Source organism: Cupriavidus sp. GW822-FHT02D05, assembly GCF_058802485.1.
In genome coordinates this window covers 18,405-34,836 of the sequence record NZ_JBXAOE010000019.1, presented here as the reverse complement: position 1 = coordinate 34,836, position 16,432 = coordinate 18,405, and the positions used below count along the sequence as shown (strand labels likewise).

23 protein-coding genes are annotated in these 16,432 nt (G+C 61.8%); 1 reads left to right on the top strand and 22 read right to left on the bottom strand.

The window, feature by feature from the left end; genetic code table 11:
* The 19 genes from rpsH to AC1RQK_RS24185 form a co-directional block, all read right to left on the bottom strand.
* Positions 1–396, bottom strand: coding sequence for a 30S ribosomal protein S8 (rpsH, locus tag AC1RQK_RS24275; protein WP_006160454.1), 396 nt, complete (start codon positions 394–396; stop codon positions 1–3).
* A 27-nt stretch (positions 397–423) separates the two neighbouring features.
* On the bottom strand, positions 424–729 hold the full coding sequence (gene rpsN / locus AC1RQK_RS24270) for a 30S ribosomal protein S14 (RefSeq protein WP_006160456.1): 306 nt from the start codon (positions 727–729) through the stop codon (positions 424–426).
* Between the two features lie 9 nt (positions 730–738).
* On the bottom strand, positions 739–1,281 hold the full coding sequence (rplE, locus tag AC1RQK_RS24265) for a 50S ribosomal protein L5 (RefSeq protein ID WP_006160458.1): 543 nt from the start codon (positions 1,279–1,281) through the stop codon (positions 739–741).
* 25 nt (positions 1,282–1,306) lie between these two features.
* Positions 1,307–1,615 carry a 50S ribosomal protein L24 gene (rplX, locus tag AC1RQK_RS24260; protein WP_043350346.1) on the bottom strand — a complete coding sequence of 103 codons (309 nt, stop codon included), beginning with the start codon at positions 1,613–1,615 and terminating at the stop codon, positions 1,307–1,309.
* Between the two features lie 9 nt (positions 1,616–1,624).
* Positions 1,625–1,993: a 50S ribosomal protein L14 gene (gene rplN, locus AC1RQK_RS24255; protein WP_017225233.1), complete on the bottom strand. Its 369-nt coding sequence runs from the start codon at positions 1,991–1,993 to the stop codon at positions 1,625–1,627.
* A 276-nt stretch (positions 1,994–2,269) separates the two neighbouring features.
* The gene (gene rpsQ / locus AC1RQK_RS24250) at positions 2,270–2,548 is read right to left on the bottom strand and encodes a 30S ribosomal protein S17 (RefSeq protein WP_006160462.1); all 279 of its coding nucleotides are present in this window, start codon (positions 2,546–2,548) and stop codon (positions 2,270–2,272) included.
* Positions 2,545–2,739, bottom strand: a complete 195-nt coding sequence (gene rpmC, locus AC1RQK_RS24245; RefSeq protein WP_006160464.1) for a 50S ribosomal protein L29 — start codon at positions 2,737–2,739, stop codon at positions 2,545–2,547. The genes rpsQ and rpmC overlap by 4 nt, the downstream gene beginning before the upstream one ends.
* An 11-nt stretch (positions 2,740–2,750) precedes the next feature.
* On the bottom strand, positions 2,751–3,167 hold the full coding sequence (gene rplP, locus AC1RQK_RS24240; RefSeq protein ID WP_006160465.1) for a 50S ribosomal protein L16: 417 nt from the start codon (positions 3,165–3,167) through the stop codon (positions 2,751–2,753).
* A 2-nt stretch (positions 3,168–3,169) separates the two neighbouring features.
* Entirely contained in the window at positions 3,170–3,976 is an 807-nt protein-coding gene (rpsC, locus tag AC1RQK_RS24235; protein ID WP_006160467.1) for a 30S ribosomal protein S3, read from the bottom strand.
* Between the two features lie 9 nt (positions 3,977–3,985).
* Positions 3,986–4,315, bottom strand: a complete 330-nt coding sequence (gene rplV, locus AC1RQK_RS24230) for a 50S ribosomal protein L22 (RefSeq protein WP_006160469.1) — start codon at positions 4,313–4,315, stop codon at positions 3,986–3,988.
* A gap of 9 nt (positions 4,316–4,324) precedes the next feature.
* Positions 4,325–4,600: a 30S ribosomal protein S19 gene (gene rpsS / locus AC1RQK_RS24225; protein WP_006160471.1), complete on the bottom strand. Its 276-nt coding sequence runs from the start codon at positions 4,598–4,600 to the stop codon at positions 4,325–4,327.
* Between the two features lie 21 nt (positions 4,601–4,621).
* Positions 4,622–5,452 (bottom strand): 50S ribosomal protein L2, encoded by an 831-nt coding sequence (gene rplB / locus AC1RQK_RS24220; protein WP_043350353.1) that lies wholly within the window; start codon positions 5,450–5,452, stop codon positions 4,622–4,624.
* Positions 5,453–5,454: 2 nt separating this feature from the next.
* Positions 5,455–5,769, bottom strand: a complete 315-nt coding sequence (gene rplW, locus AC1RQK_RS24215; RefSeq protein WP_006160473.1) for a 50S ribosomal protein L23 — start codon at positions 5,767–5,769, stop codon at positions 5,455–5,457.
* A complete protein-coding gene (gene rplD / locus AC1RQK_RS24210; protein WP_006160474.1) occupies positions 5,766–6,386 on the bottom strand; it encodes a 50S ribosomal protein L4 in 621 nt (206 codons plus the stop codon). Before rplD ends, rplW begins: the two co-directional genes overlap by 4 nt.
* 11 nt (positions 6,387–6,397) lie before the next feature.
* The gene (rplC, locus tag AC1RQK_RS24205; RefSeq protein WP_035870770.1) at positions 6,398–7,048 is read right to left on the bottom strand and encodes a 50S ribosomal protein L3; all 651 of its coding nucleotides are present in this window, start codon (positions 7,046–7,048) and stop codon (positions 6,398–6,400) included.
* A gap of 236 nt (positions 7,049–7,284) precedes the next feature.
* Positions 7,285–7,776 carry a flavin reductase family protein gene (locus tag AC1RQK_RS24200; RefSeq protein ID WP_492376021.1) on the bottom strand — a complete coding sequence of 164 codons (492 nt, stop codon included), beginning with the start codon at positions 7,774–7,776 and terminating at the stop codon, positions 7,285–7,287.
* A 1-nt stretch (position 7,777) separates the two neighbouring features.
* A complete protein-coding gene (locus AC1RQK_RS24195; protein ID WP_492376022.1) occupies positions 7,778–9,019 on the bottom strand; it encodes a styrene monooxygenase/indole monooxygenase family protein in 1,242 nt (413 codons plus the stop codon).
* Positions 9,020–9,088: 69 nt separating this feature from the next.
* The gene (locus AC1RQK_RS24190; protein WP_458762293.1) at positions 9,089–9,877 is read right to left on the bottom strand and encodes an SDR family oxidoreductase; all 789 of its coding nucleotides are present in this window, start codon (positions 9,875–9,877) and stop codon (positions 9,089–9,091) included.
* Positions 9,878–9,989: 112 nt separating this feature from the next.
* Complete coding sequence (locus AC1RQK_RS24185) at positions 9,990–11,219, bottom strand: dienelactone hydrolase family protein (protein WP_492376023.1); 1,230 nt, start codon at positions 11,217–11,219, stop codon at positions 9,990–9,992.
* A 239-nt stretch (positions 11,220–11,458) separates the two neighbouring features.
* Here AC1RQK_RS24185 and AC1RQK_RS24180 point away from each other — a divergent pair, with 239 nt between their 5' ends.
* Complete coding sequence (locus AC1RQK_RS24180; protein WP_492376024.1) at positions 11,459–12,472, top strand: AraC family transcriptional regulator; 1,014 nt, start codon at positions 11,459–11,461, stop codon at positions 12,470–12,472.
* A gap of 102 nt (positions 12,473–12,574) precedes the next feature.
* Here the strand turns inward: AC1RQK_RS24180 and rpsJ are convergent, their stop codons facing one another.
* From rpsJ to fusA, 3 genes are all read right to left on the bottom strand, one after another.
* Positions 12,575–12,883, bottom strand: a complete 309-nt coding sequence (gene rpsJ, locus AC1RQK_RS24175) for a 30S ribosomal protein S10 (RefSeq protein ID WP_006160488.1) — start codon at positions 12,881–12,883, stop codon at positions 12,575–12,577.
* A gap of 94 nt (positions 12,884–12,977) precedes the next feature.
* Positions 12,978–14,168 (bottom strand): elongation factor Tu, encoded by a 1,191-nt coding sequence (gene tuf / locus AC1RQK_RS24170; protein ID WP_006164373.1) that lies wholly within the window; start codon positions 14,166–14,168, stop codon positions 12,978–12,980.
* Positions 14,169–14,246: 78 nt separating this feature from the next.
* Positions 14,247–16,349, bottom strand: a complete 2,103-nt coding sequence (gene fusA, locus AC1RQK_RS24165) for an elongation factor G (RefSeq protein ID WP_492376383.1) — start codon at positions 16,347–16,349, stop codon at positions 14,247–14,249.
* Between the last annotated feature and the right edge of the window lie 83 nt (positions 16,350–16,432).

The window sequence follows — 16,432 nt, the reverse complement described above, 5'->3', positions numbered from 1 at the left end:
TTACGCGACGTAGCAAAGAACTTCGCCGCCCACGCCAGTGGCACGTGCCTTGCGATCGGTCATCAGACCCTGGGGGGTCGAGATGATTGCGACGCCGAGGCCGTTCATCACTTGGGGGATGTCGCTGCGGCCCTTGTACACACGCAGACCAGGCTTCGAGACGCGTTCAATGCGCTCGATGACCGGGCGGCCAGCGTAGTACTTCAGACCGATGCTCAGTTGTGCCTTGCCGCCTTCTTCTTTCACGGCGTAGTCGTCGATGTAGCCTTCGTCCTTAAGGACCTTGGCGATTGCCACTTTCAGCTTCGACGACGGCATGACAACCGACACTTTCTGCACGCCTTGGGCGTTGCGGATGCGCGTCAGCATATCGGCGATAGGATCGCTCATGCTCATACTGTTTCTCCTGTAGCCTGTGCGTAATTACCAGCTGGCTTTCGTCAGACCCGGGATTTCGCCACGGAAGGCGATTTCACGGATCTTATTACGCGCCAGGCCAAACTTGCGGAAGGTACCGCGGGGACGACCGGTGATCGCGCAGCGGTTACGCTGGCGAGTCGGGTTCGCGTTGCGCGGGAGCTGCTGCAGCTCGAGACGCGCGCTATAACGCTCTTCTTCCGACTTCTCTTGGTCGTCGATAATGGCCTTGAGGGTCGCACGCTTGTCGGCATACTTTGCCACGAGCCTAGCGCGCTTCTTCTCACGTTCAATCAGAGCCAATTTAGCCACGGTTACCCCTTAATTACGGAACGGGAACTTGAATGCTGCGAGGAGTGCCTTGGCTTCCTCGTCATTCTTCGCCGTCGTCGTGATGCTGATGTTCAGACCACGCAGTGCGTCGATCTTGTCGTACTCAATTTCGGGGAAAATGATCTGCTCTTTCACACCGATGTTGTAGTTGCCACGACCATCGAACGAGCGGCCCGAAACACCACGGAAGTCACGCACGCGCGGCAGGGCCACGGTCACGAGACGATCCAGGAATTCGAACATGCGTTCGCCGCGCAGCGTCACCATCGCGCCGATGGGATAACCCTGGCGGATCTTGAAGCCGGCGATTGCCTTCTTGGCCTTGGTCACCACCGGCTTTTGGCCGGCGATCTTGGTCAGGTCGCCCACGGCCAGCTCAATGACCTTCTTGTCATTGATGGCTTCGCCAAGGCCCATGTTCAGGGTGATCTTGGTGATGCGCGGCACTTCCATGACCGACTTGAAGCCGAATTGCTCGATCAGCTTCGGTACTACTTGTTCTTTGTAAAACTCTTGCAGACGTGCAGTCATGCTCAACTCCTATCTGTGCCCAGAATCAAGCTGCCACGACGGCACCGGTGGTCTTCAGCACGCGTACACGCTTGCCGTCTTCCACCTTGATACCGACGCGCGACGGCTTGCCATTGGCATCCACGAGCGCAACGTTAGAAATATGCAGCGGCATGACCTTGTCGACCACGCCACCGGTGGTGCCCAGCATGGGGTTCGGACGTGCGTGCTTCTTAGCAACGTTGACGCCTTCCACCACAACCTTCTCGCCGAGCATGGCTTGCACGGTGCCGCGCTTGCCCTTGTCTTTTCCGGTCAGGACGATGACTTCGTCGCCTTTACGAATCTTGTTCATGGCGGCTCCTTACAGCACTTCCGGCGCGAGCGACACAATCTTCATGAAGCGCTCGGTACGGAGTTCACGAGTCACCGGCCCGAAAATACGGGTGCCGATCGGCTCGAGCTTGGTGTTCAGCAAGACAGCGGCATTGCTGTCGAACTTGACGAGCGAACCATCAGCGCGACGCACGCCCTTGGCGGTGCGCACGACGACAGCGTTGTAAATATCGCCCTTCTTCACGCGACCGCGCGGCGCTGCGTCCTTAACGGTCACCTTGATGATGTCGCCCACGCTCGCATAGCGGCGCTTGGACCCACCCAGCACTTTGATGCACAGAACTTCGCGCGCACCAGTGTTATCGGCTACTTCGAGCCGGCTTTCTGTCTGAATCATGGTGTTATCTTCCCAACTTAATCCACCGGGCAACGCCCGCCGGTCAGTCTTGGTCCCGTCAGCCCCTGGCTTTGCGCCAGCAACCGTTTGGGTTGATCAACTTTGAAGTCGGTAGTTACCAGGCGGCCTGAACATGGTTAATCAGGAGCCGCTCGGCTAGGTTCGCTTCACCGATTCGCCGGGGTGATACAACTAAGGCGAATGCAACAAAGCGGAAGTCCAGGATTATAGCACATAACCCTGGACTCGCAAGTCAACCGAAAACCGTGTGGTTTTTTAGATGACGCGCGCAGCTTCGACCAGACGGGAAACCACCCAGGACTTGGTCCGCGACAGCGGACGCGTTTCCTGGATCTCGACCTTGTCGCCTTCCTTGTACTGGTTGGCTTCGTCGTGTGCGTGGTACTTCTTGGAACGCAGCACGTACTTGCCGTACAGAGGATGCTTGACGCGGTTTTCGATCAAGACCGTGACGGTCTTGTCCATCTTGTCGCTAACTACCCGACCGACCAGCGTGCGGCGAAGCGACGATTCCGTTTGTGCAGTTTCAGTCATTTCGAGGTCGCCTTTTCGTTCAGCACGGTTTGCACCCGCGCGATGTCCTTGCGCACCTTCTTCAGCTGGCTGGTGTTCTGCAGCTGTTGGGTGGCCTTTTGCATGCGCAGGCTAAATTGGGCCTTCAGCAGCTCGGAGAGCTCCTGGTTCAGCCCTGCGGCATCTTTGCCGCGAAGTTCGGATGCTTTCATCCCTGCTCTCCTTACGTCCCGACCTGGCGCACCACGAAATTGGTAGCGATCGGCAGCTTGGCGGCGGCGAGGCGGAACGCCTCACGAGCCAGCTCTTCCGTCACGCCATCCATTTCGTACAGCATCTTGCCCGGCTGGATTTCTGCCACGTAGTATTCCGGATTACCCTTACCGTTACCCATACGGACTTCGGCGGGCTTCTTCGAGATCGGCTTGTCCGGGAAAATCCGGATCCAGATGCGGCCGCCACGCTTGATGTGACGGGTCATCGCACGACGTGCCGACTCGATCTGACGAGCCGTCAGACGACCACGGCCCATCGCCTTCAGGCCGAATTCGCCGAAAGACACGGCGTTGCCACGGGTAGCCTTACCCGTGTTGCGGCCTTTCTGCTCCTTGCGGTATTTTCTGCGCTTAGGTTGCAGCATCGTTATTCTCCACTCTTCGCATCTGCGCCAGGAGCGCGGCGACCTGCACCGGCACCCGCGCCACCGCGGCGGTTGCCACCCGGACGGCCGCCTTCGCCTTCACGGCGACGACCATCAGGACGACCACCCGGGCGACGACGACGATCGTCTTGCGGCTCTTCCACCACCGGCGCATCGTTGCGGCCGAGGTGATCACCCTTGTAGACCCACACCTTGACACCGATGATGCCGTAGGTGGTTTCTGCTTCGGAGAAGCCGTAGTCGATGTCGGCGCGCAGGGTGTGCAGGGGCACACGACCTTCGCGATACCACTCGGTACGAGCGATTTCGATGCCGTTCAGACGACCGGCGCTCATGATCTTGATGCCCTGGGCACCGAGGCGCATCGCGTTCTGCATCGCGCGCTTCATTGCGCGGCGGAACATGATACGGCGCTCGAGCTGCTGGGTGATCGAGTCGGCGATCAGCTGCGCATCGGTTTCCGGCTTGCGGATTTCCTCGATGTTCACGTGCACGGGCACACCCATGCGGCGTTGCAGCTCGGCCTTGAGCAGTTCGATGTCCTCACCCTTCTTGCCGATCACCACGCCCGGACGCGAGCTATAAATGGTGAGACGTGCATTACGGGCGGGGCGCTCGATCACGACGCGGCCAACCGAAGCGTTCTTGAGCTTCTTCTTCAGAAACTCGCGAACTTCGATGTCTTCCTTCAGCATGCCGGCGAACTTCGTGTTGTTGGCGTACCAACGCGAAGCCCAGTTACGGCTGACGGCCAGACGGAAGCCAGTCGGATGAATCTTCTGTCCCATCGTGACTCCTTAGTTGCCGAGCGTCACAGTGATGTGACAAGTTTGTTTCTCGATGCGGTTGCCGCGGCCCTTTGCTCGTGCCGTGAAACGCTTGAGCGAGGTTGCCTTGTCGACGAAGATGGTCTTGACCTTCAGTTCGTCGATGTCGGCGCCTTCGTTGTGCTCGGCGTTGGCGATGGCCGATTCGACCACCTTCTTCACGATGACGGCCGCCTTTTTCGGGCTGAACGTCAGGACGTTGAGCGCGCGTTCAATCGGCAGACCGCGGATCTGGTCAGCGACCAGGCGCGTTTTCTGGGCGGAGATGCGGGCACCGCGATGAATCGCTTTCACTTCCATGATGGCACCTTACCTCTTCGCTTTCTTGTCAGCCGCGTGGCCCTTGAACGTACGCGTGAGCGCAAATTCACCGAGCTTGTGGCCAACCATGTTTTCCGAAACATACACCGGCACGTGTTGACGGCCGTTATGTACGGCGATCGTCAGGCCGATGAAGTCCGGCAGAATGGTCGAGCGACGCGACCAAGTCTTGATGGGCTTCTTGTCCTTGCCGGCTGAGGCCGCTTCCACCTTTTTCAGCAGGTGGGCGTCACAGAACGGACCCTTTTTTGCGGAACGTGTCATGTCTAGGCTCCTACCTACCGATTAACGCTTGTGGCGGCGCTGCACGATCATGCTGGCAGTGCGCTTGTTGCTGCGGGTACGGTAACCCTTAGCCGGGGTACCCCACGGCGAAACGGGGTCACGACCAGCAGCGGTCTTGCCTTCACCACCACCGTGCGGGTGGTCCACCGGGTTCATCACAACGCCGCGAACCGTCGGGCGGATACCGCGCCAACGATTTGCACCGGCCTTGCCGATGACGCGCAGGCTATGCTCTTCGTTACCGACTTCACCGATGGTGGCGCGGCATTCGATGTGAACGCGACGCACTTCACCGGAGCGCAGGCGAACCTGAGCGTAGATGCCTTCACGAGCCAGCAGCACAGCGGAGCCGCCAGCGGCGCGAGCGATCTGAGCGCCCTTGCCCGGCAGCATTTCCACGCAGTGGATGGTGGTACCAACCGGAATGTTGCGGATCGGCAGGTTGTTACCCGACTTGATCGCAGCTTCCGAGCCGTTCATCAACGCTTGGCCAACTACCATGCCCTTGGTGGCAATGATGTAGCGGCGCTCGCCGTCGGCGAACAGCACCAGCGCGATATTGGCGCTGCGGTTCGGATCGTATTCCAGGCGCTCGACCTTGGCGGCGATGCCGTCCTTGTCGTTGCGCTTGAAGTCGACCACGCGGTAATGGTGCTTATGACCACCGCCCTTGTGGCGGGTGGTGATGTGACCGTTGTTGTTACGGCCCGACTTCTGGAATTGCTTTTCCAGCAGCGGAGCGTGGGGCGCGCCCTTGTGCAGGTTGTGGTTAACAACCTTTACCATGGAGCGACGGCCCGGGGACGTCGGCTTGGTCTTGACGAGTGCCATGATTACTTGGCCTCCGCTTCAAAATTGATTTCCTGACCCGGCTTGAGCGAAACGTAAGCCTTCTTCACGTGGTTGCGACGCCCCATGAAACGGCCAAAACGCTTTTGCTTGCCCTTTTGGTTCAGGATCTGAACGGACTGCACCTCGACCTTGAACAGCAGTTCGACTGCCGCCTTCACGTCTGCCTTGTTGGCATCGCGAGCGACTTCGAACACGACTTGTTCGTTCTTGTCGGCGACCAGGGTTGCCTTTTCGGAAACCACCGGCGCGAGCAGCACCTGCATCAAACGATGATCGTTCTTGGCTACTTGCGTCATTTCAGCAACTCCTCGATCTGCGCGACGGCTGCCTTGGTCACCAGCACCTTCTTGTAGTGCACGAGCGACAGCGGGTCAGCCTGGCGCGGCTCGACAACCGCCACGTGCGGCAGATTGCGCGAAGCCAGGTAGAGGTTTTCGTCGAGGCTGTCGGTGATGATCAGCACCGAGTCCAGGCCCATGGCCTTGAACTTGTCGGCCAAGAGCTTGGTCTTGGGCGCATCGACGGTGAAACCGTCCACCACGTTGATACGACCTTCACGTGCGAGCTGCGAGTAAATCGAGCGCATGCCGGCACGGAACATCTTCTTGTTGACCTTCTGCGTGAAGTTCTCTTCCGGCGAATTCGGGAAGATACGGCCGCCCCCGCGCCACAGCGGCGAGGAAGACATACCGGCACGGGCGCGACCCGTACCCTTCTGGCGCCAAGGCTTCTTGGTCGTGTGCTTGACCTCTTCACGGTCCTTCTGCTTACGGTTACCGCTGCGAGCGTTAGCCTGGTAAGCGACGACGACCTGGTGAACGAGGGCTTCGTTGTAGTCACGGCCGAAGACTTCGGGCGAGGCGTCAACGCCTGCGCCGATCTGGCCATTGTCCTGGAGGAGCTTGAGTTCCATTGATTCGCTCCTTAAGCTTTGGCTTTGGCCTTGACGGCCGGGGTAACGATAACCTTGCCGCCCTTGGAGCCGGGAATGGCGCCCTTGACCAGCAGCAGCTTGCGCTCTGCGTCGATCTTGGCGATTTCCAGGTTCTGGACGGTGCGGGTGACGTCACCCAGATGGCCAGTCATGCGCTTGCCGGGGAACACACGGCCCGGATCCTGCGCCATACCGATGGAACCCGGCACGTTGTGCGAACGCGAGTTACCGTGGGTGGCACGACCCGATGCGAAATGGTGACGCTTGATGGTACCGGCGTAGCCCTTACCGATGGTCACGCCCTGGACGTCGATCTTTTGACCGACTTCGAACAGGTCAACCGACAGCGTGCCGCCGGGTTGCAGTTCGCCAGCCTTAGCGGCATCGATGCGGAATTCGCGGATGATTTCACCAGCTTCAACACCAGCTTTGGCAAGGTGACCTGCCAGGGGCTTGGTGACGCGGCTAGCGCGGCGTGCGCCGAAAGTGACTTGAACCGAGGTATAACCGTCGGTCTCGTCCGTCTTGATTTGTGTCACGCGGTTGTCGCCGACCTCGACCACGGTAACGGGAATTGAATCGCCGTCGTCCGTGAAAATACGGGTCATGCCAACCTTGCGACCTACAAGGCCAAGGCTCATGGTTTGCTCCATTCCCAGCTGCGATTGGCCGGGGCTGATTAATACACGAAAACAGTGTTTGCAGTGCGGGGCTTGCGCTGAAGAAGACTGCGCGCGGCCAAACTGGCCAGCCCACTACCCATAGACAAACGGGTAGCCTTACACTATATCGCGTAGATTTGGAAAGAGCAAGCGTGGATTGACAAGTATGCGGGAGCGTACGGGGCGGTGTTGTTTTGTAGCGTTTTCGCGTGCTCCTATCGCCCCAGCTGCACAAATTCCCCGCCGAAGAACACCAGCGGCTCGCCCTCCCCTATCTCAAACCCCTCCACCTGGCCCACGATCAGCAAGTGATCCCCGACGGCATCGGCGCGCTCCACCCGGCACGCCAGGGTGGCCAGGGCATCATTGAGATAAGGCACGCCACGCTGGCATCGCCGATGGGCGACTCCGGCAAACTTGTCGTCTGCGGGCTTGGCAAAGCGCCGGGCGAGCTCGCCGTGCCCCGCCCGCAGGATGCTGACGCCGAAGGGGTTCCCCGGCGTGAAACGCGCCGCGTTCGGCGAATGCAAGGCGAGGCTCCACAGGATCAGCGGCGGCGCCAGCGACAGCGAGGCAAAAGAGTTAATGGTCAGGCCGATCGGGCGGTCATCAGCACCGCAGGCCCCGATGACCGCCACGCCGGTGGCGTACCGGCCACAAGCTTGACGCAGTGCCTTGGGGTCGAGCACAGCACAGGCGGCGTCCATCTCAGGCTGCCTGCGGCAAATGCCGGTCGATCAGTTGCTGGCAGGCGGTAGGGTCAGCCCACCAGGGGAAGAAGTCCGGCGGGTTGTCGAAGCCGTTGGCGATGCGTGCGGCCAGCGCCGGCGCCTGCCCGGCCGCGCCCAGCAATGCCAGGATGTGCGGCGGCGGCGGCGTGAGCAGCGAGTTGGTCCAGTTCACGACGTCACCGGCGTAATGCCAGTAGCTGGCGAAGGTCTGCGTCATCCAGGCGGCGTCGAAGGCACGATCGCCGCGCGCGACGATCGCCTCCAGATACACCTTGCAGCATTTGGCGGCGTTGTTCGAGCCCTGTCCGGTGATGGGGTCGTTGACTACCACTGCGTCCGCCATGCCGAACACCAGCCGGCCGGACGGCAGCGTCATGACCGGGTGGCGCACGGTTGGCGTGAACCGGCCGGCGAGGATGCCCTGCTCATCGGTCAGCGTGACATTTTCACAGCGTTGCGCTTCCCATGGCAACCAGGTGCGAAGGATGCGCAGGCTTTCGGCAAGGTGCTGCTCGGGCGTACGCGCCTCAGCCCATTGGTCCATGGGTCCGCCCGGTATGCCCTCGAACACCATGATCTCGCAAGGTCCGCTCAAGGTCAGCGCGGGGAACACAAAGTACTCGCCGATGCCGGGAATCAGGTTGAAGCAAACCCGCGAATACGGCGTGCGCGGCGTCATGCCGTTCACATAGGTCAAGGCCAGCGCGCGTTGCGGCGCGCTAAAGGGACTGCGCGCGGCGTCGCGCTCGAAGCGGCTGACGATTTCGCCCTTGCCGGCGGCGAGCAGGACCAGATCGTGCTCAAGTGTCAGCGCCTCGAGCTCATCGATGCCGGCATCGGCGATGCGCAGGTCGCCGCCACGCTCTGCGAAGGCCTCCATCCAGGCTGGCATCTTGACGCGTTGGTCCACGGCCTGCGCCGGCCGCTCGAGCCGGGCGGCCCAGTCGATCAGCCTGGCACCAACCTGCTCCGGATGCGGAATCGCCAGGCCAATGCCTTCTACGGGGGGGCAGCTATCGTCCCACCAGTTCAGCCCAAGCTCGCGCTCGGCCTGCAACGCGCGATCGAACATGCATTGGCTGGACATGACCTTGCCCGCCCTGACCTGGTCCGGCGTTCGATTGGTCAGCAGTGTGACCTGATAGCCTTTGGCTTGCAGCCCGAGGGCCATCTGCAGGCCTGACTGGCCTGCCCCGATGATGGCAATGCGTTGGCTCATGGCAATCTCCTACTGGATGTTCAGGATGAAAATCGAAGCCCCGGATTTGGGGGATGCTCGATGCCGGCGTCAATCGGCCAGCCTGGGAATGGCGGGCACGTTCTGCTCGGGCCCCATCGCCGAGTAGCCGCCGTCCACCGCATAGTCCGCGCCGGTCACAAAGCTGGCGTGGTCGGAACAGAGGAACAACACGACCTGCGCCACTTCGTCGGGCTCGCCAACGCGGCCAAGGAGGTGGAAGTCCGCCGCCACGCGATCGGTGCGCTCGCGGTTGCCACCGCTGACCTCGTCCATCAGCCGGCACCAGGTCCAGCCGGGAGATACGGCGTTGACCCGGATGCCATCGGGCGCGAGATCCATCGCCATGCTGCGGGTAAGTTGCCGGATGGCAGCCTTGGAGGCCGGATAGAGCCAGCGGCCCGTCTGCCCCACATTGGCGGAAATACTGGTGAAGTTGACGATGGCGCCACCGCCGCGTGCCCGCATGGCCGGGTGCACGGCCTGCGCCAGCATCACCCCGGAAACCACGTTGACGTCCAGCGCCGCAAGCCAGTCGCGCCGTCCTGATTTGAAGCCGTCGTCCAGATAGGTGCACGCCAGGTTGACCAGGTAGTCAACGCCACCGAAGTGCTGGCTCACCCGGGCAACCGCCGCGGCCACCTGGGCATCGTCGGTGATGTCCGTGTGGACGAACAACGCCCGCTCGCCCAACGCGGCAGCTGCCCGCTCGCCGCCGCTGGCATCGATGTCGAGAATGGCCACTCGCGTGCCGGCCTCGACGAAGGCGCTGGCCACGCCCGCGCCGATCAACGTAGCACCACCGCTGATGATGGCCACTTTGTCCCGCAGTCCTTTCATGACGCTGTCTCCTGGTTGTCTTGGACGCTGCCCGGCTGCCGCCTTGCGACAGCACGTGCCGGGTGCGGCCTTTTGCTTTTCTGTGATGCGTGGTACTTGCCCTTATGGGCTCTTACTTGCCTTCGCTCTCCTGCCAGCGCGCCATCAGCGTGTTGGAGGGCAGCGTTTCGTCGAGCAGCTTGCGCGCGGTCTCCACACCTGCCACGGGCAGGCCGGCCGGATCGAGCATGCCGATCTGCACCAGCACGCTCGCCTGGTCCCAGTAGATATGCTCGTGGTAGAGCTTATCGCCGCGGAACTTGACGATGGCGATGAGGGGAATCTCCACCCGCTTGCCAGTGGGCGCCACGCCAGGCAGCATCCAGTCGACCTCGCAGGTATGCGTAAAGCAGAACAGCATCTCGTCGACGATCTGGCTGGCACCCACGGTGCGCGACAGCGGAATCAGGCTGGTATCGGGCGGATTGCTGTTGACGAAATGGTTCTGGTAGAAGCGTTTGAGCTGCCGGTGGCCGACGCCGCCTGTCATGGTCGGGATATGGTTCACGTAGGGTTCCGACACCATCGTCGCCATCGTGGCGTCGACATCGCGGGTGGCGAACTCGTATTCGCAGTGCTTGTCCCACAGGGCTGAGAAATCGTAGTGCGGACCCATCTCTGCGCGCAGCGCGGCTATCGAGCGCTGATGCGCCATCAGCGCCGATGGGTGGTCGAAATGCTCGCCGCCGGTGCGCGCGAACGCGTGGTCCACACCTGGATAAACGTACAACTCGATGCCGTCCTTGCCGCCCAAGCCTGCGCGGATCTTCGCCTGCGCCTCCGGTGGGCAGAAGCCGTCATGCTCGGCCACATGCAGCACCAGCCGCCCCTGGATATTGACCGCCTCGTCCAGCGCGCGCTCGATGCCGACGCCGTAGTACGCCACGGCGCAGGCCACGCCATCCAGGCGGCAAGCAGCCAGATAGGCGAGCTTCCCGCCCAGGCAAAAACCGAGCACCCCGGTCTGGCCCACGCATTCAGGACGGGCCCGCAGCGCATCCAGCGCCGCACCGACATCCTTGACGCCGAGTGCCTCATCGAAGCGCTGATACAAGCCCAGGGCGCGCTGAAAGTCCTCACCGCGATCGCCCAGTTCGATGCCGGGGGCGATACGCCAGAACAAGTCCGGCACCAGCACCGTGTAGCCTTCCTCGGCGTAGTAGTCCGCCACCGCGCGCATGGTGGCATTGACGCCGAAGATTTCCTGGCACAACACGATGCCGGGTCCCTTGCCCGATGGGGGCGTGGCAAGGTAGGCGTTGAATGCGCCGTCGGCGGCGTGGATCTGGATAGTCTGGCCCATGGGCTGCGCTCCTTTGTCTTTGGGGGTTGGGGCTGCCGTGCTGGATTCCATCATGGGCGATCCGCACCGCAGCAAACTAGCCGCGGGCTGCAGCGGCTATCCGATTAGTGCAGGAAAATGCCGGCATGGGCAAGGGGCGCCGGGAAGCGATCCACTATAGTGGTGTGAAGGAATCCGCCCGCAGGCTGGCCGGGCCCAATGTACTAAGCGGCGCGCCAATGACGCCGAGGAGCGAGACAATGCCTCAGCCCCCCGCGGCCACGGCCACCGAGCCGCTGGCACGCACCCTGCTATCCGACCCCACCCGGCTGGTCTTCGCCTCGACCGACCAGGCCCAGACGCGCGCAGCGGTGGGTACGGTTTTCAAGCCGCACAAGCTCACCATCGGTGGCACGACGCTGGCTGCCCGCATGCATCATGCGCCGCTTGGCGCCGTGTCCTTCAACCGGCTGGCCTATGGCGCGGAGGCCCAGATCGAGCCGGGACCGCTCGATGATTTCCTGCTGGTGCAGATGCCGCTGGCGGGCCATGCCCAGATCCATTGCGGCCCGCAGCAGATCCTCTCCGACCGCGACATGGCCTCGGTGCTCACGCCGAGCGACCCCGTGCGGATGCGCTGGAGCCACGACAGCGACCAGTTGATCGTGCGCGTGGAGCGCGGTGCGCTGGAGCGGGTATGTGCGGCGCACCTCGGCCATCGGCCACAGGCACCGCTGCGCTTTGAGCTTGGGATGGGTTGGCGCCGCCTGGCGGCCTGGTACCAGCTGATGCACTACGTGGCCGACCTGCTGGCGCTGGCGCCGGACGCGGCGCGGCATCCGCTGACCGCCTGCCAGCTGGAGCAGTTGGTGATCGGCACGTTGTTGACAGTGCAGCCCCACAGCCTGGCGGAGGCAATGCGGGCACGGGGCAAACCGCTGGCGCCGCGCCACGTGAAGCAGGTTGAGGAGTACATCCATGCCCACGCGCAGGCGCCGCTGACCCCCGCCCTGCTGGCGGAAATCGCCGGTGTGAGCCTGCGCGGGCTCTATGCTGGCTTTCGGGAGCACCGCGGCATCAGCCCGATGGCCTACCTGCGCGCGGTGCGACTGGAGCGTGTTCGCCATGACCTGCTGAACGACCCGGCGATCGACTCGGTCACGGCTGCGGCCCTGCGCTGGGGCTTCAGCCATCTGGGGCGCTTCAGCGTGGAATACCGCAAAAGTTTTGGCGAACCGCCGGGGCAAACACTGCGCCGACGCGGACCCGCTTAGGCCGCATTCATTCAGGTGGGAACACAAAAACAAAAACGGCGAACCGAAGTTCGCCGTTTTTGTTTGCGCAAAACCGCTTGGGGCGGTCTTGTGCCGAATACCTTACACCTTGATTTCGACGTCGACGCCGGCCGGCAGGTCGAGCTTCATCAGTGCGTCAACGGTCTTGTCGGTAGGATCGACGATGTCCATCAGGCGCTGGTGAGTACGGATCTCGAACTGATCACGGCTCGTCTTGTTGACGTGCGGCGAACGCAGGATGTCGAAGCGCTGGATACGGGTCGGCAGGGGCACCGGGCCCTTGACGATCGCGCCGGTGCGCTTGGCGGTATCCACGATTTCGGCTGCCGACTGGTCGATCAGGCGATAGTCGAAAGCCTTCAGGCGGATACGGATCTTCTGGTTCTGCATGATATTTCCTTAAAAGAGCGATGGGCGGCGTGCGCCCTGGAACATGGGAACAAGCCGACGGTATTGTACCGCCAGCCTGCTCCAGGAAGTTTGCTTAGTCGAGGATCTTTGCCACGACGCCGGCGCCGACGGTACGACCGCCTTCACGGATGGCGAAACGCAGGCCTTCTTCCATGGCGATCGGGGCAATCAGCTTGACCGTGATCGACACGTTGTCACCCGGCATGACCATTTCCTTGTCCTTCGGCAGCTCGATCGAGCCAGTCACGTCGGTCGTACGGAAGTAGAACTGCGGGCGGTAGTTGTTGAAGAACGGGGTGTGGCGGCCGCCTTCGTCCTTCGACAAGATGTAGACCTCGCCGGTGAAGTGCGTGTGCGGCTTGATCGAACCCGGCTTGCACAGCACTTGGCCGCGCTCGACGTCTTCGCGCTTCGTGCCGCGCAGCAGCAGACCCACGTTGTCGCCTGCTTGACCTTGGTCCAGCAGCTTGCGGAACATTTCCACGCCGGTGCAGATGGTCTTGACCGTCGGCTTGATACCAACGATTTCGATTTCTTCACCAACCTTGATGATGCCGCGCTCGATACGACCGGTCACAACCGTGCCACGGCCCGAGATCGAGAACACGTCTTCCACCGGCATCAGGAAGGTACCGTCGATGGCACGTTCCGGCGTCGGGATGTAGCTGTCCAGCTGTTCGGCCAGGGCCAGAATGGCTTGCTCGCCCAGTTCGCCCTTGTCGCCTTCCAGTGCCAGCTTGGCCGAACCCTTGATGATCGGGGTGTCGTCGCCGGGGAATTCGTACTTGGACAAGAGCTCGCGCACTTCCATTTCGACCAGCTCGAGCAGCTCGGCGTCGTCGACCATGTCGCACTTGTTCAGGAACACGATGATGTAAGGCACGCCAACCTGGCGGGCCAGCAGGATGTGTTCGCGGGTCTGGGGCATGGGGCCGTCAGCGGCCGAGCACACCAGGATCGCGCCGTCCATCTGTGCGGCGCCCGTGATCATGTTCTTCACATAGTCAGCGTGGCCCGGGCAGTCAACGTGTGCGTAGTGGCGGTTAGCCGTTTCGTACTCGACGTGGGCGGTGTTGATGGTAATACCGCGTGCCTTTTCTTCCGGCGCTGCGTCGATTTCGTCGTACTTCTTGGCCGAACCGCCAAACTTGGCTGCCAGCACCGTGGCAATTGCTGCCGTCAGGGTGGTCTTGCCGTGGTCAACGTGACCGATCGTGCCAACGTTCACGTGCGGCTTAGTCCGCGAGAACTTTTCCTTTGCCATTTTTCAGCTCCTAATCGAAACCAGTATGTCGTGTTCATAGTGCCGCCGCGCACAACGCGCGGCGGCGGATTTTTTTACTTACTTGCCACGTGCCGTGATCACGGCGTCGGCTACGTTCTTCGGAGCTTCAGCGTAGTGCTTGAACTCCATCGTGTACGTAGCACGGCCTTGCGTGGCCGAACGCAGCGAGGTCGAGTAGCCGAACATCTCTGCCAGCGGAACTTCCGCGCGCAGGATCTTGCCACCGCCGACCATGTCGTCCATGCCCTGGATAATGCCGCGACGCGACGACAGATCGCCCATCACGTTACCCATGAAGTCTTCGGGCGTTTCCACTTCCACGGCCATCATCGGCTCGAGCAGCACGGGGCTTGCGCGACGCATGCCTTCCTTGAAGCCCATGGAGCCGGCCATCTTGAACGCGTTTTCGTTCGAGTCCACATCGTGGTACGAACCGAAGAACAGCGTGACCTTGACGTCGACCACCGGGAAGCCTGCCAGGACGCCGGAGTTCAGGGTGTCCTGAATGCCCTTGTCCACTGCGGGGATGTACTCGCGCGGAACCACGCCGCCCTTGATGGCGTCGACGAATTCGTAGCCCTTGCCCGGTTCTTGCGGCTCGAGCTTCAGCACCACGTGACCGTACTGGCCACGGCCGCCCGACTGCTTGACGAACTTGCCTTCCACTTCGTCGCAGGTCTTGCGGATGGTTTCGCGGTACGCAACCTGGGGCTTGCCCACGGTGGCTTCCACGCCGAACTCGCGCTTCATGCGGTCAACCAGAATTTCGAGGTGGAGCTCGCCCATGCCCGAAATGATGGTCTGGCCGGATTCTTCGTCGGTCTTCACGCGGAACGACGGATCTTCCTGTGCCAGGCGGTTCAGGGCGATGCCCATCTTTTCCTGGTCAGCCTTGGTCTTCGGCTCGACAGCCTGCGAAATCACCGGCTCCGGGAACACCATGCGTTCCAGGATGATGATGTGGTCCGGATCGCACAGCGTGTCGCCCGTGGTGGCTTCTTTCAGGCCAACCGCGGCGGCGATGTCGCCTGCCAGCACTTCCTTGATTTCTTCGCGCTGGTTGGCGTGCATCTGCAGAATCCGGCCCAGGCGTTCCTTCTTGCTCTTGACCGGGTTGTAGATGGTGTCGCCCGAATTGACCTTGCCCGAATAGACGCGGAAGAAGATCAGCTGGCCGACGAACGGGTCGGTCATGATCTTGAACGCCAGAGCGGAGAACTTTTCGTCGTCCGCAGCACGGCGCGACACTTCCTTGTCGTCATCGTCCACGCCGGTGACCGGCGGGATGTCGACCGGCGACGGCAGGAAGTCGATCACGGCGTCCAGCATACGCTGCACGCCCTTGTTCTTGAACGCGGTGCCGCACAGCATCGGCTGGATTTCGCAGGCGATGGTACGGTCGCGCAGGCCCTTGATGATCTCGGCTTCGGACAGTTCGCCCTCTTCCAGATACTTGTTCATCAGCTCTTCGTTCGACTCGGCAGCTGCCTCGACCATCTTCTCGCGCCATTCGTTGCACGAGTCGGCCAGTTCAGCCGGGATGTCCACGTAGTCGAACTTGGTGCCTTGGCTGGCCTCGTCCCAGATGATCGCTTTCATCTTGATGAGGTCGACCACACCCTTGAAGGTGTCTTCGGCGCCGATGGGCACAACGACGGGAACCGGGCTAGCCTTCAGGCGGGTCTTCAGCTGGTCGTAGACCTTGAAGAAATTCGCGCCGGTACGGTCCATCTTGTTGACGAAGGCCAAGCGCGGCACGCCGTACTTGTTAGCCTGGCGCCAAACGGTTTCCGACTGGGGCTGCACGCCACCCACTGCGCAGTAGACCATGCATGCGCCGTCCAGCACGCGCATGGAGCGCTCCACCTCGATGGTGAAGTCCACGTGGCCCGGGGTGTCGATGATGTTGATGCGGTGTTCCGGGTAATTGCCGGCCATGCCCTTCCAGAAGGCGGTGGTCGCAGCGGAGGTGATCGTGATGCCACGCTCCTGTTCCTGCTCCATCCAGTCCATCGTGGCGGCGCCATCATGCACTTCACCGATCTTGTGGTTCACACCGGTGTAGAACAGGATACGCTCGGTCGTGGTGGTTTTACCCGCGTCAATGTGAGCCGAGATACCGATATTGCGGTAGCGCTCAATGGGAGTCTTACGAGCCACTTTAATCCTCTATTCGTCCGTGAGACGCCGGCATCTCATTGCCAACGCCCGTAACACAAACGGGCGAGCGTGTGAAAACACAG